A 24,125-nucleotide genomic window follows, 5' to 3' on the forward strand; every position below is an offset into this window, starting at 1 on the left:
GCAATCCGTGATCGACATCCCCCGGCTCGTCGTCGCCGCGCCGGCCTCCGGCAGCGGCAAGACGACGGTCGCGACGGGCCTGATGGCGGCGTTCGCCGCCGCCGGCCTGACCGTCTCGCCGCACAAGGCGGGCCCCGACTACATCGACCCGGGCTACCACGCCCTCGCGGTCGCCGGCTCCCCCGGCGGCGGGCGCCCGGGCCGGAACCTGGACGCGCACATGTGCGGCCCGGGCCTCGTCGCCCCGCTGTTCGCGCACGGCGCGGCGGGCGCGGACGTGGCGGTCGTGGAGGGCGTGATGGGCCTGTACGACGGCGCCTCGGGCGCAGGCGAGTCGGGCTCGACGGCGGAGCTGGCGAAGCTGCTGCGGGCGCCGGTGGTGCTGGTGGTCGACGCCTCGGGGCAGTCGCGGTCGGTGGCGGCGCTGGTGCACGGGTTCGCGTCGTGGGACCCGGAGGTGCGGATCGGGGGCGTCGTCCTGAACAAGGTCGCCTCCGACCGCCACGAGTCCCTGCTGCGCGAGGCCCTGGACGAGGCGGGCGTCCCGGTACTGGGCGCGCTGCGCCGCGCCGCGGAACTGGCGGCGCCGTCGCGGCACCTGGGCCTGGTGCCGGCGGCGGAGCGCCGCCCGGCGGCGGTGGCGGCGGTACGGGCGCTGGCGGAGCGCGTACGGGAGTCGTGCGACGTACCGGAGCTGCTGCGCCTGGCCCGCACGGCACCGCCGCTGGCGGCGGTGCCGTGGTCGGCGGTCGACGCGGTGGCGGCAACGGCGGGCGCTGGGCTGCCGGGTGGGCACGGCACGGGGGACGACCGCGAAACCGGGACGGGGCCGGGCGCCGGCCCCCGGTTCCGGGATGCGGCGGGACCGGGGAAGACCCCCCGCGCCGCCGGGCCGCGGCCCGTCGTCGCGATGGCCTCCGGCGCCGCGTTCACGTTCTCGTACGCCGAGCACGCCGAACTCCTCGCCGCCGCCGGGGCCGACGTCGTCCCCTTCGACCCCCTCCGCGACGAGGAGCTGCCGCCCCGCACCCGCGCACTCGTCGTCGGCGGCGGCTTCCCCGAGGTGTACGGCGCCGAGCTGGCCGCCAACGAGCCGCTGCGCCGCGACGTCGCCCGGCTCGCCGCCGCCGGTGCGCCGGTGGCGGCCGAGTGCGCCGGCCTCGTCTACCTCGCCCGCGACCTCGACGGCGCGCCCATGTGCGGGGTGCTGGACGCCCGGGCCCGGATGACCGACCGGCTCACCCTCGGCTACCGCGACGCCGTCGCCGTCGCCGACAGTGCCCTGGCCGCCGCCGGCACCCGGGTACGCGGCCACGAGTTCCACCGCACCGCGCTCGACCCGCCCGCCGGCGAGACGCCCGCATGGGGGATGACGCAGCCGGTGCGGCGCGTCGAAGGATTCGTACGGGGCGGTGTCCACGCCTCGTACCTGCACGTGCACTGGGCCGCCGCCCCAGCCATGGCGCGCCGGCTCGTCGAAGGGTGTGAGACGGCATGAGCATGCGACTCGTCGGCGTCGGGGTCGGTCCCGGCGACCCGGAGCTGGTCACGGTCAAGGGCGCGGGTGCGCTGCGGGCGGCGGCGGTGGTCGTCGTGCCGGTGATGGAGGGCGGCGGCACGGGGCGCGCGGAGGCGACGGTCCTGCACTACGTCGACGAGGCGAAGGTCGTACGCGTCGTCTTCGCGCTCAACGAGCGCAGCGACGCCGCACGCCGCGAAGCGGCGTGGGACGCGGCGGGCGCCCGGGTCGCGGAACTGCTGCGCGAGCACCGCTCGGTGGCGTTCGCCACCCTCGGCGACCCCAACGTCTACTCGACCTTCACCTACCTCGCCGGGACCGTCACGGCCCTGCTCCCCGGCGTACGGGTCGAGAGCGTGCCGGGCATCACCGCGATGCAGGACCTGGCGGCGCGCGCCGGCACGGTGCTCGCCGAGGGCACGGAGCCGCTGACGCTGGTGCCGGTGACGGCGGGCACGGCGGTGCTCGAGGAGGCGCTGCGGGGGCCGGGGACGGTGGTGGCGTACAAGTTCGGCCGGCTGGCGGGCGAGGTCGCGGGGGTGCTCGCGGAGACGGGGCGGATGCAGGGGGCGGTGTGGGGGTCGTCGCTGGGGCTGGCGGAGGAGTCGGTGCGGCCGGCGGCGGAGCTGGGGGCGGAGCCGCTGCCGTACCTGTCGACGCTGATCGCGCCGGCGCGGCGGGCGGGGCGGGGCGAGAAGCTGTGAGCGGTGCTGGAGTGCCGGGGCAGCGGCCGTACGCGGGCGGCAAGGTGACGTTCGTCGGGGCCGGGCCGGGGGCGGCGGATCTGCTGACGTTCCGGGCCGCGCGCGCGATCGCCGAGGCGGACGTCGTGATCTGGGCGGCGAGCCTCGTCCACGAGGACGTGCTGCAGCACGCCCGCGCGGACGCGGAGGTCGTCGACTCGGCGGCGGTGCCGCTGGAGGAGGTCGTCGCGGTCTACGCGCGGGCGGCCGGCGCGGGACTGCGGGTGGCGCGCGTGCACTCCGGCGACCCGGCGCTGTGGGGTGGCACGCAGGAGCAGGTGGAGCGGTGCACGGAGCTGGGGCTCGACGTGGAGATCGTGCCGGGGGTGTCGTCGTTCTCGGCGGCGGCGGCCGCGGCGGGGCGGGAGTTGACCGTCCCGGAGGTGGCGCAGTCGGTGATCCTCACGCGGCTGGGCGGCGGGAAGACGCCGATGCCCGGCGGCGAGGAGGTGCGGGAGTTCGCGCGGCACGGCACGACGATGGCGGTGTTCCTGTCGGCGGCCCGCTCCGGCCGGCTGGCGGCGGAGCTGCTGGCGGGCGGCTACGCGGCACAGACGCCGGTGGTGGTGGCGTACCGGGTGACGTGGCCGGACGAGCTGGTGGTGCGCTGCACGGTGGGCACGCTGGAGGCGGCGGTGAAGGAGCACCGGCTGTGGAAGCACACGCTGTTCCTCGTCGGCCCGGCGCTGGGCTCCGCGGGGACGCGGTCGCACCTGTACCACCCGGGGCACTTCCACGGCTTCCGCCGCGCGGACCCGGCGGCGCGGCGGGCGTTGCGGGCGGGCGGGGAGGAGAAGGGCTGATGCCGGGCGGGCGGGGGCCGGACGCGGAGGGCACCGAGGACGCGGACCGGCAGGGACAGGGCGCTCGGGAACGGGACATGCGGAACCCGGAGCCGCGGGAGCAGGACCCGCGGGAGCCGGAGCCCCGGGAGGCTGATCTCCGGGAGGCTGATCTCCGGGAGCCGGATCTCCGGGAGCCCGACCTGCCGCGGACCGCGAAGGTGCGGCAGAAGGCGCTGCGCACGGGATGGACCACCGGCACCTGCGCGTCGGCCGCCGCGCGCGCGGCGGCGCTGCTGCTGGCGACCGGGGAGGCGCGGCGGTGGGTGGAGGTGGCGCTGCCGTCGGGGCGGCGGGTGACGTTCGCGGTGGAGCGGGCGGTGGAGCTGCGGCCGGGCCGTACGGAGGCGGTGGTCGTCAAGGACGCGGGCGACGACCCGGACGTCACGCACGGCTCGCACCTCACGGCGACGGTCAGCTGGCGGGGGCGGCCGGGTCTGGAGCTGCACGGCGGCGTCGGGGTCGGGGTGGTGACGAAGCCGGGGCTGGGTCTGGAGCTGGGCGGCCCGGCGATCAATCCCGTACCGCGGCGGATGATCACGCAGGCGGTGGCGGAGGTCGTGGACCTGGCGCGGCGGGGCCTGGACGTGACGATCAGCGTGCCGGACGGCGAGCGGCGGGCGCGCAGGACGACGAACGCGCGGCTGGGGATCCTCGGCGGCATCTCCATCCTCGGCACCACGGGGATCGTCCGGCCGTTCTCGACGGCGTCGTGGCGGGCGAGCGTGGAGCAGGCGGTCTCGGTGGCGGCGGCGCAGGGCGAGACGGCGGTGGTGCTGTGCACGGGCGGCCGCACCGAGCGGGGGGCGAGGGAACTGCTGCCGGGGCTGCCGGCGGTGTGCTTCGTGGAGGTGGGGGACTTCACGGGGGCGGCGCTGCGGCGGGCGGTGGCGCAGGGGGTGGAGCGGGTGGTGTTCGTGGGCATGGTCGGGAAGCTGACGAAGCTGGCGGCGGGGGTGCTGATGACGCACTACACGCGCTCGAAGGTGGACCCGGGGGTGCTGGCGGCGATCACGCGCGCGGCGGGCGGGTCGGAGGACGTGGCGGCCGAGGTGGCGGTCGCCAACACGGGGCGGCACGCGTACGAGTTGTGGGAGGCGGCGGGTCTGCTGCCGGCGGCGGGGCGGGAGTTGTGCGGCCGGGTGGCGGAGGTGCTGGAGCGCTTCACGGACCGGCGGGTCGCGGCGGAGGCGGCGATGGTGGACTTCACGGGCCGGGTGCTGGTGGCGCGGAGCGACGGGGAGCTGCTGCGGTGATCACGGTCATGGGCTGCGGCACCGGCTCGCCTCCGGCGCGGATCGAGGACGCGGACCTGGTGGTGGGCGCGGCCCGGCACCTGGCGGAGGCGGAACTGCCGCGGCACGCGGAGTGCGTGACGCTGGGCCCGCTGGGCCCGGCACTGGACCGGATCGCGGCGCACCTGGAGTCAACCGCACGACGCCCCGCCGCGGAGCCGGAGCCCGGGGGTGGGCCCGAGGAGCTGCGTGGAGGGCCCGGGGGCAAAGCCCCCGCTGGGAGAACCCCCCGGCGTCCGGGGCGGGTTGTCGTGTTGGCTTCCGGGGACCCCGGGTTCTTCGGGATCGTTCGGGTGCTCGCCGACCGCTTCGGGCCCCACCGTCTCGACGTCCGGCCCGCCGCCCCCTCCCTCGCCGTCGCCTTCGCCCGTGCCGGGCTTCCCTGGGACGACGCCGCCGTCGTCAGCGCCCACGGCCGCGACCTCCGCACCGCCGTCAACGTCTGCCGCGCCCACCCCAAGACCGCCGTCCTCACCGGACCCGGCGCCGGCCCCGCCGAACTCGGCGCCGCGCTCGCCGCCGCCGGCGTGCCCCGTACCCTCGTCGTCGCCACCGCCCTCGGCTCCGCCGGCGAGCACGTCGTACGCCTCTCCCCCGCCGAAGCCGCCACCCGCCCCTGGCCCCCCGTCACGGGCACCGGCACCGGCACAGGCACCGGCGCCGTGAACGTCGTGCTCTGCCTCGACGAACGCCCCGGCCGTGCCCTCGCCCCCGCGCCGCGCACCCTCGCCGGCCCCGGCCCGTACCCGAGGACCCGTCGCCCCGGCGACGGCTGGGCGCTGCCCGAGGCGGACTTCGAGCACCGCGCCGGCATGGTCACCAAGTACGAGGTCCGCGCCCTCGCCCTCGCCCGTCTCGCGCCCCGCCCCGGCGACCTGGTGTGGGACGTGGGCGCCGGGTCCGGGTCGGTCGCGGTGGAGTGCGCGCGGTTCGGCGCCGCCGCCGTCGCCGTGGAGCGCCGCGCCGAGGACGTCGCGCGGATCCTGGCCAACGCCGGGGCGCACGGCGTCGACGTACAGGCGGTGCACGGGACGGCCCCCGCCGCGCTGGCCGGACTGCCCGACCCCGACGCGGTGTTCGTCGGCGGCGGGGGCGCCGACGCGGCGGAGGTCGTCGCGGCGTGCGCCCGGCGGGCGCGCCGGGCCGTGGTCGTGACGCTCGCCGCCGTCGACCGGGTGCCGGGGGTACGCGCCGCGCTCGCGGCGGCCGGGTTCGGGGTGGACGGCGTGCTGCTGCAGTCCTCCCGCCTCGCGCCGCTGCCCGGCGAGGTCACGCGACTCGCTGCGGCGAACCCGGTGTTCGTCCTGTGGGGCGTCCGTGACGCGGAGGCGGAACCGGGCGACGCGGGTACGGAGCGACAGCGGCGCACCGCGGCGGGGCATCCGCCGTCCGCGCACCGGCCGGAGGCCGAACCGCGGGGCACGGGCCCCCCGGATGCACGCCCGCGGGACAGGATCCCGCCGCCCGCCTCCCCGCGTGCGACACCCCCGCCCGCCCCCGCCGCGACCCCGCGATCCCCCTCGGAGAGGACAACGTGACCGCCGACCCCCGCAGGACCGCCCCGTGATCGGCCTCGTCGCCGCCACCGCCGCCGGCTCCGCCGCCGCGCGGCGGCTCGCCGACGCCTGGCCCGACCGGACCCGCCGCTACGACGAGGTCCCGGTCCGCGCCGCCGTGGCGCGCGCCTTCGAGGACTGCGACCAACTCGTCTGTTTCCTCGCCACCGGCGCCACCGTCCGCCTCCTGGCGCCCCTGCTGCGCGGCAAGGCCGCCGACCCCGGCGTGGTCTGCGTCGACGAGGCGGGCCGTTTCGCCGTCGCCCTCCTCGGCGGCCACGGCGGCGGCGCCAACGACCTGGCCGCCGAGGTCGCCGAGCTGCTCGGCGACGGCTGCACACCCGTCGTGACCACCGCCACCGACGCCGTCGGCGTCCCCGGCCTCGACTCCCTCGGCTGGCCCGTGGAGGGCGCGGTGGCGGCCGTGACGCGGGCGGTGCTGGACGGCGCCCCCGTCGCGCTGCGGGCCGACGCGACGTGGCCGCTGCCCGCGCTGCCGCCGCACGTGGGGGTCCGCGGCGTGGCCGCGGACGTCCGCCTCCACGTCACCGACCGCCGCCTGCCGCCCGCGGCCCGCGAGGCGGTGCTCCGCCCGCCGTCCCTCGTCGTCGGCGTGGGCGCCAGCCGCGGGGTCGGTGTGGAGGAGGTGCTGGGGCTCGTCTCGGACGCCCTCGACGAGGCCGGGTTGAGCCCCGGCTCCGTGGCCGCGCTCGCCACCGTCGACGCCAAGGCCGGCGAGCCGGGGCTGCTCGCCGCCGCCGAGCGCCTCGGGGTGCCGCTGCGCACCTTCCCCGCCGCCGGGCTGGCCGCCGTCGACGTACCCACGCCCTCGGCCGCGCCCCTCGCCGCCGTCGGCACGCCGAGCGTCGCGGAGGCCGCCGCGCTCACGGCGGCGGGTCCGGGCGCGGAACTCCTCGTACGGAAGCGGAAGTCGGCCCCCGCCGACCGCCCCGCCATGGCCACCTGCGCCGTCGCCCGCCGCCGCCCCCGCGGGCGGCTCGCGGTCGTCGGCCTCGGCCCCGGGGCCCGCGACCTGCTGACGCCGCGGGCCCGCACGGAGTTGCGCCGCGCGTCGGTGGTCGTCGGCCTGGACCAGTACGTCGCGCAGATCCGCGACCTGCTCCGCCCCGGCACCCGGGTCCTCGAATCCGGCCTGGGCGCCGAGGAGGAGCGGGCCCGTACCGCCGTGGCCGAGGCCCGCGCGGGGCACGCCGTGGCGCTGGTGGGCAGCGGCGACGCCGGGGTCTACGCGATGGCCGCCCCGGCGCTGGCGGAGGCAGGCCCGGCCGGCGGGTCCGGCGCCGGCGGCGCCGACCCGCGCGGCGCGGACATCGACGTCGTCGGCGTGCCCGGCGTGACGGCGGCGCTGGCCGCGGCGGCGCTGCTGGGCGCGCCGCTCGGGCACGACCACGTCTCCGTCAGCCTGTCCGACCTGCACACCCCGTGGGAGGTCATCGAGCGCAGGGTGCGGGCGGCGGCGGAGTCGGACCTCGTGGTCACGTTCTACAACCCGCGCAGCCGCGCCCGTACCCGGCAGCTCCCGGAGGCGCTGGCGCTGCTGGCGAAGCACCGCGGGCCGGCGACGCCGGTGGGTGTCGTACGGAGCGCGTCCCGGCCGGAGGAGCACGTGCTGCTGACGACGCTCGCGGAACTCGACCCGGAGACGGTGGACATGATGACCGTGGTGACCGTCGGCAACTCGGCGACCCGCGAGATCGCGGGCCGCATGGTGACGCCGCGCGGCTACCGGTGGCAGACGTGAACGCCCGTACGCGTCCGGCCGGATCCGCCGCCCCGGCCGCGGCGCCGCCGCCCCGCCCGGCCGGGCCCCCGCGGCTCTCGCTCACCGTCAACGACCGCTGCACGGGCTGCGGCGCCTGCCTCCTCACCTGCCCCGTCCACGCCGTCCGCCCCCGCGGCGGCGCCCTGTTCGTCCGCGCCGACCTGTGCACCGGCTGTCTGGAGTGCGTGGAGGTCTGCCCGGCCGACGCCATCGACGAAGCCCCGGAGGAGAGCCCGTGACGCGGACCGTCCACCCCATCGAGGAGGAGTCGTACCGCCGGCTGCGCGCCCGCGTGGACACGGCGCGGCTGCCGCCGCTGACCCGCGCGGTCGTCGAGCGCGTCATCCACTCCTCCGCCGATCCCGCCTACGCCGGCGACCTGGTGTGCGACGAGGACTCGCTGCGCGCCGCGCACGCCGCGCTGCACGCGGGCGCGCCGGTCGTCGCCGACGTCGAGATGGTCGCGGCGGGGATCACCGCCCGCACGGCGGTCTGCCGGCTGCGCGACGCGGTGGCCGCGCCGGGGCTGACGCGCTCGGCTGCGGCGGTGCGGCTGGCGTACGGGGAGGTGGGTGCCGGCGCCGTGTGGGTGGTCGGCTGCGCGCCGACGGCGCTGGAGGAGCTGCTCGCGCTGGACGCGGCGCCGGCGCTGGTGGTCGGGCTGCCGGTGGGGTTCGTGGGGGCGGTGGAGAGCAAGGCGGCGCTGCGGGCCGCGGGGCTGCCGGCGGTCAGCAACGTCTCGGAGAAGGGCGGTTCCGCGGTGGCCGCCGCCGCCCTGAACGCCCTGCTCTACGCCCCGGCGCCGGCCTCCTTTCCCGCGGGACGGACCCCCGCCGCCCCTGGCCGGAACCCGGCCCTCGGCCGCGCGGAGCACGTCCCCGCCGCCGGACAGGACCCGCCCTCCGCCGGTTCCGCCGGGCACCGGCTCAACCCCGGCCCGTAGTCCGCCCCTCCCAGCACCGACCCGTCCGGCGCCGCCGGGCCCCGTACCACCGAGGAGAACGCAAGTGACCAAGCCCGCCCTGCTCATCGCCGGTCACGGCACCCGTGACGCCGCCGGCGCCGAGGCGTTCCGCGCGTTCGTGCGCGCGCTCGCCGACCGCAGCCCCGGGCTGCCCGTCGCCGGCGGCTTCATCGAGTTGTCGCCGCCGCCGCTGGGCGAGGCCGTCGCGGGGCTCGTGGAGCGCGGCATACGGCACTTCGCGGCCGTACCCCTCATGCTCGTCTCCGCCGGGCACGCCAAGGGCGACATCCCCGCCGCGCTGGCCCGCGAGAAGGAGCGCCACCCCGGCCTCTCGTACGCCTACGGCCGCCCTCTCGGCCCGCACCCGAAGCTGCTCTCCGTGCTGGAGCGGCGCGTCGACGAAGCCCTGGCCGGGGACCGGGGCAGCGGGCCGGACGGCGCAGAACGGGCCCGTACCACCGTCCTCCTCGTGGGCCGCGGCTCCACCGACCCGGACGCCAACGCCGAGGTGCACAAGGCCGCCCGGCTGCTCTGGGAGGGCCGCGGCTACGCGGGCGTGGAGACGGCGTTCGTGTCGCTCGCCGCACCCGACGTGGCCGCCGGCCTGGAGCGCTGCCGCCGGCTGGGCGCCGCACAGGTCGTCGTGCTGCCGTACTTCCTCTTCACCGGCGTGCTCCCCGAGCGCGTCGCCGACCAGGCGCGGCGGTGGGCCGCGGCCCGGCCGGAGGTCGACGTGCGCACGGCGGGCGTCATCGGCCCGGCGGCTGAGCTGGTGGAGCTGGTGACGGAGCGGTACGGCGAGGCCGTGGCCGGCGACCTGCGCATGAACTGCGACTCCTGCGTCTACCGCATCGCGCTCCCCGGCTACGAGGACAAGGTCGGCGCCCCGCAGCAGCCCCACTTCCACCCGGACGAGGACGGTGCGGCCCACCACCACAGCCACCACCACGGCGGCCACGCGCATGCGCGCTGACCCCGCACCGCTCGCCCGGCACGACCTCCACCACCACGGCGACGCCGAACTCCGCGACGCCGGCACCGGGCTCACCGACCTCGCCGTCAACGTCCGCGCCGGCACGCCCCCCGCCTGGCTGAAGGCCCGCCTCGCCGGCTCCCTCGACGGGCTCGCCGCCTACCCCGACGGCCGCGCGGCCCGCGCCGCCGTCGCCGCGCGCCACGGGGTGCCGGCCGCCCGGGTGCTGCTGACCGCGGGGGCGGCGGAGGCGTTCGTGCTGCTGGCCCGGGCGCTGCGGCTGGCGGTGCGCCGGGCCGTGGTCGTCCACCCGCAGTTCACGGAGCCGGAGGCGGCGCTGCGGGACGCGGGGTACGCCGTGGACCGGGTGCTGCTGTGCGCGGCGGACGGCTTCCGGCTGCCGCCGCGGGCGGTGCCGCGCGACGCCGACCTCGTGGTCGTCGGCAACCCCACCAACCCGACGTCCGTCCTCCACCCCGCCGCCGGCCTCGCCGCGCTGGCCCGGCCGGGGCGGATCCTCGTCGTGGACGAGGCGTTCATGGACGCGGTGCCGGGCGAGCGCGAGTCGCTGGCCGGGCGTACGGACGTCCCCGGCCTGGTCGTCGTGCGCAGCCTCACCAAGACCTGGGGGCTCGCGGGCCTGCGCGTCGGCTACGTCCTCGGCGACCCCGCAACCGTCGCCGCCCTGGAGCGGGCGCAGCCGCTGTGGCCGGTGTCGACCCCGGCGCTGGCGGCGGCGGAGGCGGTGTGCGCGCCGCGGGCGCTCGCGGAGGCGGCTGAGGCGGCGGCGGAGGTCGGTGCGGACCGGGCGTACCTGCTGCGCAGGCTCGGGGAGTTCGCGGAGGTCACGACCGCCGGGACGGCGGAGGCGCCGTTCGTCCTCATCCATGTGGCGGGAGACGCGGGAGGCGTGGGGGCCGCGGACGGCGGCGGCGCCGGGCTCGTCGTGCGCGAGCGGCTGCGCCGCCTCGGCTTCGCCGTGCGCCGCGGCGACACCTTCCCCGGCCTCGGCCCCGGCTGGCTGCGCCTCGCGGTACGCGACCGGCGGACGACGGACCGGTTCGCGGAGGCGCTGGCCCGGGCGCTGGGCTGAGCCCCGGCCCCGGGCCCGGGCCCGGGCCGTCCCGCCAGTCCCTTCCGTGCCTTCCCGTCGCGGTCACGGCAGCCGGAGGACGACCGCCCCGCGGACCGCGTCGGCGTGCGTCCACCCGGCGGCCCTCCCGCCGTACGGCCGGCCCACGTCCGCGTCGCCGCGGGCGAACCGCTGCACGGCCCCGGGCGGAGCGGTGACCGGCACCTCGACGCCGGCCGGCGCCCGCACCGTCACGGTGCCGCCGACGCGGTACGCGGTGACGTCCCCGTTCCGTACCGCCTCCGCCCACGCGGCGCGGCGCTGGAGGTCGCGGGCGATGGCGCGGGGGCGGGGGTTGTCGAGCGGGGTGGCGGGGGTGAACAGGCGGCGGTAGTCGGCCAGTACGCGGTCGAGGAGGGGGTAGGCGATCCGGTCCTCGGCGAGGTTCGACTGGTACAGGTAGTGCGGGGTGGGGTCGGCGGCGAGGACGTGGCCGAGGGCGGTCCGGGCCGCGCGGGGGACGAGCCGCGAGCGGTAGCCGGTGCAGGGGTCGAGCCGCTGCCCGCGGCGGTGCCCGTACTCGTCGAGCTGGTCCTCCTCCCGCCCCGCCCCCGCGAACAGCCCCAGCCCGTGCCGCGGCACCGTCAGCGCCGTCCCGACCCGGCGCAGCAGCGGGTCCCGGGTGCGGTCGGCGGCCAGCCAGCGGACGCCCGTCGTCCCGAGGGCGGGCGCGAGTTCCGGGTTGTCGAGGGGCTGCTCCGGCGGGGCGGCGAGCCCGGAGTGGCCGGCGGTGACCAACTCGTCCCGGCGCACCACCAGGTTCCGCGCCTGCCCCCAGACCACGTTGTCCTCGATCTGCCGCGCGATGCGCTGCTCCGGCGTCCAGCGCACCCCGCCCGCCGCGTCCCGCGCGCAGCGCCCCTCACCGTCGCCGCCGCCTGCGCGGAGGCAGCCGAGCCGGGCGCGGTCGTACGTGCCGTTGACCCAGCGGTACGCCTCGCGGTCGGTGATCAGCCGGTCGGCCAGCGCGTCGGTGCCGCCGTGCGCGCGGCGGTGGCGTTCCGAGCCGCCGCCGCTGTAGACGAGGTCGAGGGTGAAGTCCCGGTCGGCCGACCACTCGCGGGCGTACGCGGCGTCGCGGGCCGTCATCCGGACCGGCCGCGGGCGGCCGCAGCCGGGGGCGCCGGAGGTGCAGTCGCCGTCGGGGTCCCAGCGGGCGTCGCGGTCGAGGACGCCGTCGACCTGGACGGCGAACCCGTAGCGGGCGGCGCCCAGGTGGACGCCCTTCGTGGCCCAGTCGACGATGCCGCGGGCCAGCAGCCGGTACGCGATCCGGTCGCCGGGTTCGCCGAGGGTGACGAGGAGCCGGCGCCGGCCGTCGCCGGCGAGTTCGCCGACGAGCGCGCCGCGCGTGTGCGGCTTCCCGGGCACGGCGGCGTCCACGTACGGCGTGAAGTCGCCGCCCGGCCGGACGAGGTGGCCGTACGTCTCCGGCGTCCGCGGATCGAGGTCCGCGAACGGCACCGGGCCGCGCAGGTAGCCGAAGGGCCCGGCCCGCCCGGCGGGGGTGACGCGGGCGGTGCGGCCGTCGAGGCTGCCGGACCAGGCGGCCGCGCCGGGCGCGGCGTGCGGGCCGGGGGCGGCGTGGGCGTCGACCTGGCGGATGCCGAAGCGCCGCTCGTACGCGGCGAGCGCGGCGGTCTCGGCCCGGCCCAGGGCGGTGCGGCCACCGGGTACGACCACCGCCTGGTACCGCGCCCGCGGCCGTCCGCCGCCCGCGCCGGTCAGGAACTCCTCGTCGATCCGCGGCCGGTCCCGCTCCCCCGGCCGCACCGTCGTGAACGGCGTGCCGATCGCCGCCAGATGGCCGGCGATCGCCGCGACCGGCGCACCGCCGTCGTCCACGACGAGGACGGCGAGGTCGACGCGCGGCGTGCCCGCGGTGCGGGCGTTCGGGACGGCGACGAACGACAGCGCGGCGGCGATCAGGCACGCCGCGGCCAGCCGCCTGGACCGGACCATGGTGCTCCTCCCCGGGAGCGCGGTCGGGCTCTCTCCCGGGGAGACATCCTGCGGGACGGAAGGCGGTGCGCGCGGTCGCCGGCCCGTACGGGCGACGCGTGCGGGCGGCGTTCGAACCGCGGCCGCCCGCGCCGCCGCCCGCGTCGGGCGTCAGCTCTGCCGGACGCCGTCCACCGTGCGGGGCACGCCCGCCGGGTTGCCGTCGCGGAGTTCTGCGGGCAGCAGCGGCTGCGGGGCGTTCTGGTACGCCACCGGGCGCAGCCAGCGCTCGATCGCCGTGCCGCCGACGGACGTCGAGGTCGACGTCGTCGCCGGGTACGGGCCGCCGTGCTGCTGCGCGGGGGCGACGGCGACGCCCGTGGGCCAGCCGTCGACGAGGATCCGCCCGGCGAGCGGCGTCAGTTCCGCGAGCAGCCGCGCCGCGCCGCCGTCCCCGCCGTCGGCCTCCGCCTCCGCGGCGCCCAGGTGCGCGGTCGCCGTGAGGCTGCCCGGCACCCGGGCCAGCACCGCGGAGACCTGCGCCGCGTCCCCGTACCGCACGATGACGGTGACCGGGCCGAAGCACTCCTCCAGCAGCAGGTCGTACTCGCCGCCGCTCGTGACGTGTTCGGCGTCGACGGTGAGGAAGCCGCCGCTGACGGTGTGCTCGCTGCCCGCGCCCGGCGTCACCGGACTCTGCACGCCCTCCAGCTCCGCCCGCTCCCGTACGCCGCCGACGAACGCGTCCCGCATCCGGTGGTCGAGCATGACGCCCGCCTCGGTGTCGCTGACCGCCGCCGTGAGCGACGTGACGAGCCGGTCGCCGGACTCGCCCGCGGGCACCAGCACCAGCCCGGGCTTGGTGCAGAACTGCCCCACGCCCAGCGTCATCGACCCCGCGAGGCCCGCGCCGATCTCCTCGGCCCGCTCCGCGGCGGCCGCCTCGCTGACGACGACGGGGTTGAGGCTGCCCAGCTCGCCGTGGAACGGGATGGGCCGGGGGCGGGCCGCGGCGGCGTCGTACAGGGCCCGTCCGCCGCGCACCGAGCCGGTGAACCCGGCGGCGGCGACGAGCGGATGGCGCACCAGCTCCACGCCCGCGTCGAAGCCGTGCACGACGGAGACCACCTCGGGCGGCAGCCCCGCCTCCTCCGCCGCGCGGTGCAGCAGCGCCGCGGACAGCTCGGAGGTGCCGGGGTGGTCCGGGTGGGCCTTGACCACGACGGGGCAGCCGGCGGCGAGCGCGCTGGCGGTGTCGCCGCCGGGGACGGAGAAGGCGAGCGGGAAGTTCGAGGCCGAGTAGACGGCGACGACGCCGAGCGGCACCTTCCAGCGGCGCAGGTCGGGCCGGGGCGGCGTGAGGGCGGGGTCGGCGTGGTCGATGCGCGCGTCGAGGAAGTCGCCGGCCTCGGCGATGTCGGCGAAGGCGCGCAACTGGTAGGTGGTGCGTACCAGTTCGCCGCTGAGCCGGCCGGGGCCGAGGGCGGTCTCGGCGTCGGCGCACTCGACGACCTTGTCGACGTGCTCGTCGAAGAGGTCGGCCGCGGCCCGCAACAACCGGGCGCGCTGCGCGCGTTCGGCGAGCGCCGGGGCGGCGGCGTGCGCGGCGCGTACGGTCGTGTCGACCTCCTCGGCGGTCGCCTCGGTGGCGACCTGCTCCCGGCGGTTACCGGTGCGGGGATCGACGCTCCAGACTGGTGCGGACAACTGGGATGTCTCCGTTCCTCTTGCACACAGGGCAGACGGTGACCGACGATACCGGTGGTTCGGTATTCTGAACGCCGTCCCTGTACATGAATTTCTTGCACTTTTATCGCTGCGGAAGCAGAGGGGTCAAGCGCCATGGGGGTCGCCGACGCCGGTGGGGGTGGACAGGTCAAGTCTGCCGTCCGCACCGTGGAACTTCTCGAGTATTTCGCGGCCAGGCCGGGAATGCACAGCCTCGGTGACGTCCAGCAAGCCGTCGGCTACCCCAAGTCCAGCCTCTATATGCTCCTTCGTACGCTGACGGAGCTGGGCTGGGTGGAGACCGACGCGACGGGCACACGGTACGGGATCGGGGTGCGGGCGCTGCTCGTCGGCACGTCGTACATCGACGGCGACGAGGTCGTCGCCGCCGCCCGGCCCACCCTCGACCGGCTCGCGGACGACACCACGGAGACCATCCACCTGGCGCGGCTGGACGGCGTGAACATCGTCTATCTCGCCACCCGCCAGTCGCAGCACTACCTGCGGCCGTTCACCCGCGTCGGCCGCCGGCTCCCGGCGCACGCGACGGCGCTGGGCAAGGCGCTGCTCGCCACGTACCCCGACGAGGAGATCCGCAAGCTGCTGCCGGAGTCGCTGGCGCCGCTGACCGAGCACACGGTCACGGACCGGGAGCGGCTGATCGAGGAGCTGCACGGGGTGCGCGAGCGCGGATACGCCCTGGACCGGGAGGAGTCGACGCTCGGGCTGCGCTGCCTGGGTGTCGCGGTCCCGTACCGGACGCCGGCGCGGGACGCGATCAGCTGCTCGGTGCCGGTGGCGCGGCTGACGCCGGCGCACGAACAGGGCATCCGGGACGCGCTGCTCGACGCGCGGGACCGCCTGACGCTGGCGACGCGGCACCTCTGAGCGGGCCGGCGGGCGTCCGAGGGGACGGCGGACGCCCGAGGGGGACGGCCGGCGGGCGTGTGCGCCGCCCCCGCGCCCGGTCGCGTACGACCCTGCGGCGGTCGCGTCTCCGCCGCGCGGCGGAGGCGGATCGCCGGCTGGGGCGACGTACGGAACGGGCGCGGACGGGACCGTGAAGGCATGGACTCCACCACTACGCGCCCGGCCCGCGTTCTCCGCCTCGTCGCCGCCGCGGCCTGCCTCCCGTACCTGACGCTGAAGATCGCCTGGATCGCCGGCAGCACCGTCGGCATCCCCGCCGGCAGCGAACTGCTCGACAAGCGCGCCACCATGGCCGCCGCCAACTCCCTCACGGTCCTCATGGACGCGGCCGTCATCGTGCTGGCCTTCGCGCTGACCCGGCCCTGGGGCCGCCGGATGCCGGCGTGGCTCGTCGGGCTGCCGCTGTGGGCCGCGACCGGGCTGCTCGCGCCGATCGTGGTGGGCTTCCCGCTCCAGGCGCTGATCAGCATGTTCGGCGGGGGCGGCGGCGGTGCGGCGGACGACGACGCGCAGTTCCTCGACGCGTGGGTGTTCACCGTCGTGTACGTCGGCTTCGGCATCCAGGCGCTGGCGCTCGGCGGGCTGTTCGTGCTGTACGTACGCGACCGCTGGGGCCCTCTGCTGCGCGGCCGGCTCGGCGACCTGCCGCCGTCCCCCACCGCACCGGCGCAGCGTGTGCTCGCCGTGCTGGCCGCGGTCGTCGCCGCTGCGGTCGCGGCGGTGCACCTGAGCTGGGCGCTGGGGTCGACGGCCGGGCTGTCCGACGAGTACGCGGGGCAGCGCGCCGCCGACCTCCACGTGAACGAGGGGATGCAGGTGGCGTTCGCGCTCGCCGCCGCGGCGGGCGTCCTCCTGCTCGCCCACCGCCGGCGCCCGCGCACCCGGTTGACGACGGCCGTGGCCCTGGGCTGGACCGGCGGCTCGGCGCTGGCGGCGTGGAGCGGCTGGATGCTGCTCGCGTCGCTGGCCACGGAGAACCCGGTACGGGGTGACAGGCAGCCGACGCAGGCGATGAACCTCGCCTACGCTGGCGGCATGATCACCGGCCTGCTGGTCCTCGCGGTGGGCGCCACGCTGCTCGCGGAACTATCGGCGCGGGTGCCCGCGGCGGCGGGCGGGGGCGCGTCGGCGGCGGAAGGCGCGTCGCCGGCCGGGGACACGTCGGCGGCCGGATTCGCCCGGGCCGCCGCCGGCCCCGCGGCGCACGCCGGACGCCCGGCCGCCGCGAGCGGCGCCGGGCCGGAAGGGGCCGCCCCACCCGCGGGGGCCGCGAGCCCCGCCCGGATGCAGCCCTCCGCGCCCGGCTCCCCCCTCCGGCCCGTCGCACCCGGCCGCCGCGCCCCGATCCCCCGGCGGAGCTGACCCCGTGTCGGCGGCCGTCGTGCGGCTCCGCTGGGCCCACCTGCTGCTCGGCGGGGCGCTGCTCATGCCGTACTTCCTGCTCGTCAGCGTGGCGGTACAGATCGTCGACCACGACGCCGACACCTTCCGCGACCTGGGCTGGCAAGTGGTCGCGTACCTGCTGGCCCTGCCGCTGGTCGCGGCCACCCCGCTCGTCTTCCCGATGGTGCGGACGCTGGAGACCTCCGCCGCGCAGGCGCTGTGCCGGGTGCCCGGCGGGCTGCCGCCCGCCGGGCGGGACCGGTCGTGGGCGGCGCGGCGGCGGACGGCCGGGTGGTTCACGCTGCACGCGGGCGTGGGGGCGCTGGTCAGCGGGGCGACCCTGGCGGTGCCGCCGATGGCGGCGGTGCTGCTCGCGACGCCGTTCTGGAGCGGGTTGCGCGAGCGGGACTGGGGGGCGCTCGCGGTGCCCGCCCCGGTCGCGCCGCCCCTCGGCCTCGCGCTGCTGGCCGCGCTCACCGCCGCCGCGGCCGCCGCCGGCCTGCTGCTGGCCCGCGCCGCCCCCGCGCTCCTCGGCCCCACGCCGGCCGACCGGCTCGCCGCCGCCGAGGACCGCGCCGCCGACCTGGCCCGCCGCAACCGGCTGGCGCGGGAGCTGCACGACTCGGTCGGGCACGCGCTGAGCGCGGTGACGTTGCAGGCGGGCGCGGCGCGGCGGGTCTTCGACCGGGACCCGGAGTTCGTCCGGGAGGCGCTGGCGGCGATCGAGGGCACGACGCGCGCGGCGGTCGCGGAACTGGACACGGTGCTGGGCCTGCTGCGGCAGGAGGACGACGCCCCGGGCCACGCGCCCGCGCCGGACCTGGCCCGCGACCTGGACGCGCTGCTCGCGCGCACCCGGGCGGCGGGGGCGGACGTACGGGCGCGGGTGGAGGCGGACACGGCGGCGCTGCCGGGGCCGGTGTCGCGGGAGGCGTACCGGATCGTGCAGGAGGGGCTGGGGAACGTGCTGCGGCACGCGGGTCCGGTGGCGGTACGGCTGCGGATCACGGTGGCGGAGGAGAGCGGGGAGTTGGGGATCGTGCTGGAGAACGACGTGCCGGAGACCGCGCCCCCGAAGGACCCGGCCGCGCGCGGCGGCCGGGGGCTGCGCGGGGTCGCGGAACGCGCTCGGCTGCTCGGCGGCGCCGCTGAGGCGGGCCCGTACGCGCAGGGCTGGCGCCTGACGGCGAGGCTCCCGCGGTGAACGGCCCCCGAGACGGCGCCGGAACGCCGGACCCGCACACGACCGGCCCGCACACCGCCGGCCGGCCCGGCCGGCCCGGCCCGGCGCGGCCGCTGCGCGTGGTCGTCGCCGACGACGAGCGCATGGTGCGTACCGCCCTGCGCGCCATCCTCAGCGCGGAGGACGACCTCGACGTCGTCGGCGAGGCCGCGACCGGCGCCGAGGCGGTGTCCGTCGTGCGGCGGCTGGAGCCCGACGTCGTGCTGATGGACGTACGCATGCCGGACGTCGACGGCATCCGCGCCACCGAGCAACTCCTGCGCACCATGGCCGCGCCGCCGCGCATCGTCGTCGTCACGACCTTCGAGAACGACTCGTACGTCTACGACGCGCTCCGCGCCGGCGCCGCCGGCTTCCTGCTCAAGCGCTCGGCCGCCGCCGACCTCGTCCAGGCCGTGCGCCTCGTGGCCCGCACCGACTCCCTCCTCTACCCCGCCGCCGTCCGCGCGCTGGCCGCCGAGCACGCCAGGTCCCACCGCACCACCGCGCTCCGCGCGCGACTCACCGACCGCGAGGCGGACGTGCTGCGGCTGATGGCGCAGGGGCTGGCCAACGCGGAGATCGCCACCCGGCTGGACATCGGCGCGGCGACGGTGAAGTCGCATGTCGCCGCGGTGCTCGCCAAGCTGGGCGCGCGCGACCGGACCCAGGCGGTGATCGCCGCGTACGAGTCGGGCTTCGTCACCCCGGGGTGAGGAGCCGGGCGCAGCGCACCTTCCCCTCGGTGATGCCCTGCTTGGGCAGGGCGAGGCCGAAGGCCCGCTCCAGCCCGGCGAAGAACAGCTCGGCGGGGTCGTTCCAGAGGGTCACTTCCTCCGCCCTGCGTATGTGCGGATTGAGGAAGCCGAGGGGTGCGTCGGGCACGAAGGGCATCTCGCCGGGGGTGTACCAGTTGACCTCCCACCCGTCCCGCGCCGGCGCGACGTGGTCCTCGGTCGGGAAGGGGTTCTGGTACGCGCCGTCGCTGAGGTAGGCGAAGTGGTACATGCCCTTGGGCGCGCACGAGACCAGCTTGATCTGCTCCGCGGGCGGCGGGGAGAGCCGGCCGCCGTGGTCGTCCGACAGGTACCCCAGCCACGTCCACTCGCCGGCCTCACCGAACGCGATGACGCGCATGAACTCCTCGGTGCCGTCGCGCCGGTCCATCTCCCGCACCTCGTGCAGTAGCAGCCCTTCGGCGATGTCCCGCGGGTCGGCCCCGTAGGCGAGGGCGACGTCCTCGGGCGTGCGGCCCTTGACGAAGTCGAGCACCGGGAAGGGCTCGTCCTCCAGCCAGGAGCCGGCGATCCACGCGATGCCGTCGCCCACGGGCGGCTGGCGGGCGAGGAACTCCTCGAAGGCGGCCCGCTGCTTGGGCGGCATGTAGCTCTGGCGGCCGAGCCGCGCCCTCTCCTCCACCCACTCGAACTCGGCGGCCGACTTCAGCTCCGCCACCACCTCGCGGTCCCGTACGAACGTCATCCGCACCCCGTCGCTGTGCACGAACCGGGTGTACGGGCCCTGCTCCTCGGGGCCGAACGGGCGCCACCGCTCGTCGGTGGGCCGGGGCCGGGTCCGGGGCATGCCGTAGTCGCCGGCGCGCTGGGCGAAGTGTTCCAGTTCGGCCAGTTCGGCCGCCGACACCAGCACCCGCGCCGGCTCGCCGCCCTCCGTGATCCGCACCCGCTCGCCCGTCTCCGCGACCCGGCCGACGGCCTGCTCGAAGTCCGGGACGAAATCGATCAGTTCGACGCTGTCCATGCCGGCGCAGGCTACCGGCCGGGTCCGACAACGGGCCTCAGACGCCGAGCAGGTCCTCGATCGGCTCGATCGCGAAGTAGACGACGAACAGCACCGACACCGCCCACATCAGCGGGTGCACCTTCCGGGCCCGGCCCATGACCGCCTGGAGGAGCACGTACGCGATGAAGCCGGCGCCCAGGCCGTTGGTGATGGAGTACGTGAACGGCATCACGGCGATGGTGAGGAAGGCGGGGACGGCTATCTCGTACCGGGTCCAGTCGATGTGGCGCACCTGCGTCATCAGCAGGAAACCGACCGCGATGAGCGCGGGGGCCGCGGCCTGGGAGGGGACGACCAGGGCGAGCGGGGTGAAGAGGAGGGCCAGGGCGAAGAGTCCGCCGGTGACGAGGTTGGCCAGGCCGGTGCGGGCGCCCTCGCCGACGCCGGCGGCGGACTCGATGTAGCTGGTGCTGGAGGAGCCGGAGGCGGCGCCGCCGAAGACGGTGGCGAGGCCGTCGACGAAGAGGAGGCGGCCCAGGCGGGGGACGCGGCCCTGCTCGTCGAGGAGGCCGGCCTCGCTGGTGACGCCGACGGCGGTGCCCATGGTGTCGAAGAAGTCGGTGAGGAAGAGGGTGAAGACGAGCAGCACCACGGTCACCGCGCTGACCTCGTCGAACGCCCCGAAGAAGCTGAACTCGCCGAGCAGCCCGAAGTCCGGCGCCTCGACGACGTCACCGGGCCAGTCGGGGACGGTCAGGCCCCACGCCTCGTCGGCGATGTCCGCGACCGAGTCGAGGACGATGGCGACCACGGTCATCGCCAGGATGCTGATGAGGATGGCGCCCTTCACGCCCCGCGCGAGCAGCGACACGGTGAGCAGCACGCCGGCGCAGAACACGACGACCGGCCAGCCGCTCAGCGACCCGGTGCTGCCGAGCTGGAGCGGGACGGTGGTGTCGGCGATGTCCGGGATGCGGGTGGCGAAGCCGGCGTCGATGAAGCCGATGAGCGCGATGAACATCCCGATGCCCACGCTGATCGCGACCTTGAGCGGCTGCGGGATGGCGTTCATGACCGCCTCGCGCACGCCGGTGGCGGCGAGCAGGCAGACGATGATGCCCTCCAGCACGATGAGCCCCATCGCGTCCGCCCAGGTCATCAGCGGGGCGATCTGGTACGCGACGACGGCGTTGATGCCGAGCCCGGCGGCCAGCGCGAGCGGGAGGTTGGCGGTCACGCCCATGAGCACGGTCATCACGGCGGCGACGAGCGCGGTGACGGTGACGAGCTGGCCGAAGTCGAGCTGGTTGCCGTACTTGTCCTCGGCGCCGCTCAGGATGATCGGGTTGAGCACGAGGATGTACGCCATCGTGAAGAACGTGGCGAGTCCGCCGCGGATCTCCCGTCCGACGGTCGAGCCGCGTTCGCGGATCCGGAAGAAGCTCTCCAGGCGCGCCGAACTCGACGGCGGGTGAGGGGACTTGTCGGCAATCTTGTCGGACACGGGGGACTCCTGAGCGGCGACGGGGACGGTTGCCGTGAGCACGGCAGGTGGCATTGTGCCTGCTGAGGCGCCTGATCAGGTTGAGCTTGTGTTACGCCTCGGCGGCGGACCCGCACAGGTCCGTGCCGTACCCACGGACCGTCCCCGCCCGGTACCGGCCGGCCCCCGGTCAGCGGATGCGGCCCGCGCCCGCGCGCGGGACCACCGTGCCCGGCACCGCCCGCGGGTCGTCGACCCGGGTGCGCAGCGTCGGGGTCCAGCCGGCGCCCCGCCGCAGCGGGGTGTCCGGGTTGTCCGCGTTGTGGGCCGCGACGAGATCGGTCTCCGCGCCGTTGACGTGGTTGCGTGCGGCCGTCAGCGGGGCCTCGCTCCACTTCTTCAGGATCCGGCCCGGGCCGGCCCCCGGCGGGAGGCGGAAGGAGTTCTTCTCCGCCACGAGCCGCGACTCGAAGCCGATGCCGAAGGAGTACGCGTACGACTCCTCGGCGATCACGTAGTGGTTGTTGTACGCGTCGACCTGGCCGAAGCGCACCCGCGGCGCCCGTTCGCCCACGTTCCGGAAGAGGTTGTGGTGCAGCGTCACCCGCAGCCTGCCGCGGTCCGTGTCGCCCGCCGCGTCGCTGTTGCCGATCATCAGGGTCTTGGCGTGGTCCTCGAAGACGTTCCAGGAGACGGTGACGAGGTCCGCGCCGCGGACGACGTCGAGTTCGCCGTCGTGCTGCTGGTACAGCTCGCCGTAGTGGCGCGGCAGGGAGCTGTCGGGGTGGCGGCCGTCGGTGAAGGTGTTGTGGTCGAGCCAGACGTGGGTGGAGTTGTGGACCACGGCCGCGTCGTACTCGGAGTTCCACGCGCCCCGTTCGCCGTCCGTGGGGTCCCACTGGGGGAAGCAGTCGAGCGGGCTCTCCAGGGTGAGGTTGCGGACGATGACGTTGTCGGCGTCCTTGATCTGCAGGCCGGCGCCCCTGATCGCGGCGTTCCGGCCGACGCCGACGACGGTGGTGTCCGAGGGCACGTACGCCTGGATCGCCGCGGCCTGGTTGGCGGCGGAAGCGGCACGGGCGTCCTCCTGGGGGCCGCTGACGGGGGTGTCGTAGCCCCAGACGGCGGGGTCGTAGTCGGCGAGGTAGCGGTCGAAGTCGTAGCCGGGGGCCTCGTACCGCGCGCAGCCGGCGGCGCCCGCGTCGATCGTGCCGGCGACCCGGATGATCTGCGGCTCGCCGCCGCCCGCGGCGAGCGCGGCGCGGAACTCGTCCCAGGTACGGACCGTGCGGACGTGCTCCCGGTCCGCCGCGGCGCCGCCCGTCGTGCCGCCGGCCGCCGACGCCCAGCCGTCGCGGGCGGGGAGGGTGGCGCGGGCGGGGTCGTGCCCGGACGGGGTGCCGTGTCCGGAGGCGGGGGCGGCCGCCGTGGCCAGCAGTGCCGCGCAGAGCGCGAGCGGGCCCGCCGCGTGACGTGTCAGGTGACGCATGTGCGGCTCCTTCTCAGAGTCGGTGTCGGCGGGCCGGCAGCCTCGGGCGGCCGCCGGCCCGCGGGGGTCACTGCTGCTCCTGCCACTCCGCCCGGGCCTCGTTCAGCTGCTCCGCCATGGCGTCCAGGAACTCCTTCGCACTCATCTCGCCGAGGAGCACCTTCTGGAACGCCGGCTCGTTGTCCGTCTTGCTGATGTTGTTCCAGTCCGGCAGGTAGTACGGCAGTTGCACGATCTCGGTGCTGCCGTCCGTCAGGGAGGCGAAGGCGCCGTTGTCCCGCGCCGACTCCTTGACCCAGGCGTCCTGTGCGGCCTCGCTGTTGGCGGGGATCTGGGCGGCCGACTCGTTCCACGCGCTGTTGGCCTCGTGGGCCGCGGCGAACTCGATGAACTTCCAGGCCGCGCCCTTGTTGTCGCTGGACTTGAAGAGCCCGAGGCCGTCGACCGGGTTGGAGACCTGCACCCGCTTCCCGCCGGGTCCCGACGGCTGCGGCAGGCCCGCGAAGCCGCCTTCGCCGAAGGCCTTGAGGTGGTCCTGGTACGAGCCGAGGTTGTGGCTCAGCATCCCGATGTCGCCGTTGTCGAACTGGGCGACCATCTTCACGAAGTCGTTGTTCACGTCCGCCTCGGGCGTGACGTCCCCGTACAGCCCGGCGTACTTCTCCAGGGCCGCGACGTTCTCCGGCGCGTTGACCGTCGTCTCCTCGCCGTCCCAGAACTCCGTGATGCCCGACTGCCCGTACATCGCGTCCAGCGCCTGCGCGATGGAGCCCTCGCCGCCGCGGATGGTGTAGCCGAAGGCGTTGTCCTCCTTGTCGGTCAGCTTCTCCGCGGCGTCGTGGAACGCGTCCCAGGTGGTGGGCGGGGCGAGCCCGGCGTCCTCGAAGAGGTCCGTGCGGTACCACAGCGTCCCGTTGTTGGCGGAGGTCGGCACGGAGTACATCTCGTCGCCGCGCCCGCCCGCGGCCCGGACGCTCTCGGTCATGCTCTCGGCCAGCACGCCCTTCAGTGAGCCGTCCTCGATCCGGCCGCCCACGGGCTCCAGCGCGTCCTGCGCGACCATGTTCGCGAGGTACGAGGTGGTGACGCCGCCGACGTCCGGCAGGCCGCCGCCCGCGATGGCGGTGTCGTACTTGGACTGCACGTCGTTGATCGGGATCGGCACGTACTCGACGTCGATGTCCGGGTGCGCCTTCTCGAAGTCCGCGATGATCTCCTTCCACACCGGCGTGCGCACACCGCCGTTGTTGTCCCAGAAGGTGATCGAGCCGGCGCCTTCGCCTTCGCTGCCGCCGCCGGTGCTGCCGTCGTCGCCGCACGCGGCCGCGGTGAGGGTGAGGGAGCCCGCCAGGCAGAGGGCGGCGGCTGCTCTCAGTGGTGTGGTCATGGTCATGTGTCG

19 protein-coding genes and 1 pseudogene are annotated in these 24,125 nt (G+C 76.7%); 14 read left to right on the forward strand and 6 right to left on the reverse strand.

Going from position 1 to position 24,125, the window contains the following annotated elements:
- Nucleotides 1-7: 7 nt before the first annotated feature.
- The 10 genes and pseudogenes from LG396_RS22645 (at nt 8) to cobC (ending at nt 10,768) form a co-directional block, all read left to right on the forward strand.
- The gene (locus LG396_RS22645; protein ID WP_225796154.1) at nt 8-1,498 is read left to right on the forward strand and encodes a cobyrinic acid a,c-diamide synthase CobB; all 1,491 of its coding nucleotides are present in this window, start codon (nt 8-10) and stop codon (nt 1,496-1,498) included.
- Nucleotides 1,495-2,223, forward strand: coding sequence for a precorrin-2 C(20)-methyltransferase (cobI, locus tag LG396_RS22650; RefSeq protein WP_037747281.1), 729 nt, complete (start codon nt 1,495-1,497; stop codon nt 2,221-2,223). The genes LG396_RS22645 and cobI overlap by 4 nt, the downstream gene beginning before the upstream one ends.
- An 11-nt stretch (nt 2,224-2,234) precedes the next feature.
- Complete coding sequence (gene cobM / locus LG396_RS22655; protein ID WP_100302330.1) at nt 2,235-3,065, forward strand: precorrin-4 C(11)-methyltransferase; 831 nt, start codon at nt 2,235-2,237, stop codon at nt 3,063-3,065.
- Entirely contained in the window at nt 3,065-4,360 is a 1,296-nt protein-coding gene (locus LG396_RS22660; protein ID WP_225796155.1) for a cobalt-precorrin-5B (C(1))-methyltransferase, read from the forward strand. The genes cobM and LG396_RS22660 overlap by 1 nt, the downstream gene beginning before the upstream one ends.
- Nucleotides 4,357-5,937, forward strand: a complete 1,581-nt coding sequence (gene cbiE, locus LG396_RS22665) for a precorrin-6y C5,15-methyltransferase (decarboxylating) subunit CbiE (RefSeq protein ID WP_225796156.1) — start codon at nt 4,357-4,359, stop codon at nt 5,935-5,937. The genes LG396_RS22660 and cbiE overlap by 4 nt, the downstream gene beginning before the upstream one ends.
- Before the next feature lie 25 nt (nt 5,938-5,962).
- On the forward strand, nt 5,963-7,717 hold the full coding sequence (gene cobJ, locus LG396_RS22670) for a precorrin-3B C(17)-methyltransferase (protein ID WP_225796157.1): 1,755 nt from the start codon (nt 5,963-5,965) through the stop codon (nt 7,715-7,717).
- The gene (locus LG396_RS39780; protein ID WP_018835740.1) at nt 7,714-7,977 is read left to right on the forward strand and encodes a DUF362 domain-containing protein; all 264 of its coding nucleotides are present in this window, start codon (nt 7,714-7,716) and stop codon (nt 7,975-7,977) included. The genes cobJ and LG396_RS39780 overlap by 4 nt, the downstream gene beginning before the upstream one ends.
- Nucleotides 7,974-8,537, forward strand: a pseudogene (locus tag LG396_RS22680) (precorrin-8X methylmutase); the annotation flags it as partial. The gene LG396_RS39780 and the pseudogene LG396_RS22680, both read left to right, overlap by 4 nt.
- Nucleotides 8,538-8,745: 208 nt before the next feature.
- Nucleotides 8,746-9,675, forward strand: coding sequence for a sirohydrochlorin chelatase (locus LG396_RS22685; protein ID WP_225796159.1), 930 nt, complete (start codon nt 8,746-8,748; stop codon nt 9,673-9,675).
- The gene (cobC, locus tag LG396_RS22690) at nt 9,665-10,768 is read left to right on the forward strand and encodes an Rv2231c family histidinol phosphate aminotransferase CobC (protein ID WP_263979473.1); all 1,104 of its coding nucleotides are present in this window, start codon (nt 9,665-9,667) and stop codon (nt 10,766-10,768) included. The genes LG396_RS22685 and cobC overlap by 11 nt, the downstream gene beginning before the upstream one ends.
- Nucleotides 10,769-10,831: 63 nt before the next feature.
- On the opposite strand, the gene LG396_RS22695 is transcribed toward cobC, so the two are convergent.
- Nucleotides 10,832-12,769 (reverse strand): hypothetical protein, encoded by a 1,938-nt coding sequence (locus LG396_RS22695; RefSeq protein WP_225796161.1) that lies wholly within the window; start codon nt 12,767-12,769, stop codon nt 10,832-10,834.
- 150 nt (nt 12,770-12,919) lie between these two features.
- Complete coding sequence (locus LG396_RS22700) at nt 12,920-14,455, reverse strand: aldehyde dehydrogenase (NADP(+)) (protein WP_225796162.1); 1,536 nt, start codon at nt 14,453-14,455, stop codon at nt 12,920-12,922.
- Nucleotides 14,456-14,590: 135 nt separating this feature from the next.
- Between LG396_RS22700 and LG396_RS22705 the strand changes: the two genes are divergently transcribed.
- The 4 genes from LG396_RS22705 to LG396_RS22720 all read left to right on the forward strand — a co-directional run bounded on the left by LG396_RS22705 (nt 14,591) and on the right by LG396_RS22720 (nt 18,727).
- Complete coding sequence (locus LG396_RS22705; RefSeq protein WP_026276174.1) at nt 14,591-15,364, forward strand: IclR family transcriptional regulator; 774 nt, start codon at nt 14,591-14,593, stop codon at nt 15,362-15,364.
- A gap of 180 nt (nt 15,365-15,544) precedes the next feature.
- Entirely contained in the window at nt 15,545-16,768 is a 1,224-nt protein-coding gene (locus LG396_RS22710) for a hypothetical protein (RefSeq protein WP_225796163.1), read from the forward strand.
- 4 nt (nt 16,769-16,772) lie between these two features.
- Nucleotides 16,773-17,993 (forward strand): sensor histidine kinase, encoded by a 1,221-nt coding sequence (locus tag LG396_RS22715; protein ID WP_225796164.1) that lies wholly within the window; start codon nt 16,773-16,775, stop codon nt 17,991-17,993.
- 92 nt (nt 17,994-18,085) lie between these two features.
- Nucleotides 18,086-18,727: a response regulator gene (locus tag LG396_RS22720; protein WP_026278308.1), complete on the forward strand. Its 642-nt coding sequence runs from the start codon at nt 18,086-18,088 to the stop codon at nt 18,725-18,727.
- On the opposite strand, the gene LG396_RS22725 is transcribed toward LG396_RS22720, so the two are convergent.
- The 4 genes from LG396_RS22725 to LG396_RS22740 all read right to left on the reverse strand — a co-directional run bounded on the left by LG396_RS22725 (nt 18,714) and on the right by LG396_RS22740 (nt 24,119).
- The gene (locus LG396_RS22725; protein ID WP_225796166.1) at nt 18,714-19,772 is read right to left on the reverse strand and encodes a type II toxin-antitoxin system prevent-host-death family antitoxin; all 1,059 of its coding nucleotides are present in this window, start codon (nt 19,770-19,772) and stop codon (nt 18,714-18,716) included. The two genes, LG396_RS22720 and LG396_RS22725, sit on opposite strands and share 14 nt — an antisense overlap.
- Nucleotides 19,773-19,809: 37 nt before the next feature.
- On the reverse strand, nt 19,810-21,258 hold the full coding sequence (locus LG396_RS22730; RefSeq protein WP_225796167.1) for an NCS2 family permease: 1,449 nt from the start codon (nt 21,256-21,258) through the stop codon (nt 19,810-19,812).
- A 169-nt stretch (nt 21,259-21,427) separates the two neighbouring features.
- Entirely contained in the window at nt 21,428-22,726 is a 1,299-nt protein-coding gene (locus tag LG396_RS22735) for a pectate lyase family protein (protein WP_225796168.1), read from the reverse strand.
- 67 nt (nt 22,727-22,793) lie between these two features.
- Nucleotides 22,794-24,119 (reverse strand): ABC transporter substrate-binding protein, encoded by a 1,326-nt coding sequence (locus tag LG396_RS22740; protein ID WP_225796169.1) that lies wholly within the window; start codon nt 24,117-24,119, stop codon nt 22,794-22,796.
- Nucleotides 24,120-24,125: the final 6 nt, after the last annotated feature.

The sequence above is a fragment of the Streptomyces aculeolatus genome (assembly GCF_020400605.1).
GTDB classification, from domain to species: domain Bacteria; phylum Actinomycetota; class Actinomycetes; order Streptomycetales; family Streptomycetaceae; genus Streptomyces; species Streptomyces aculeolatus.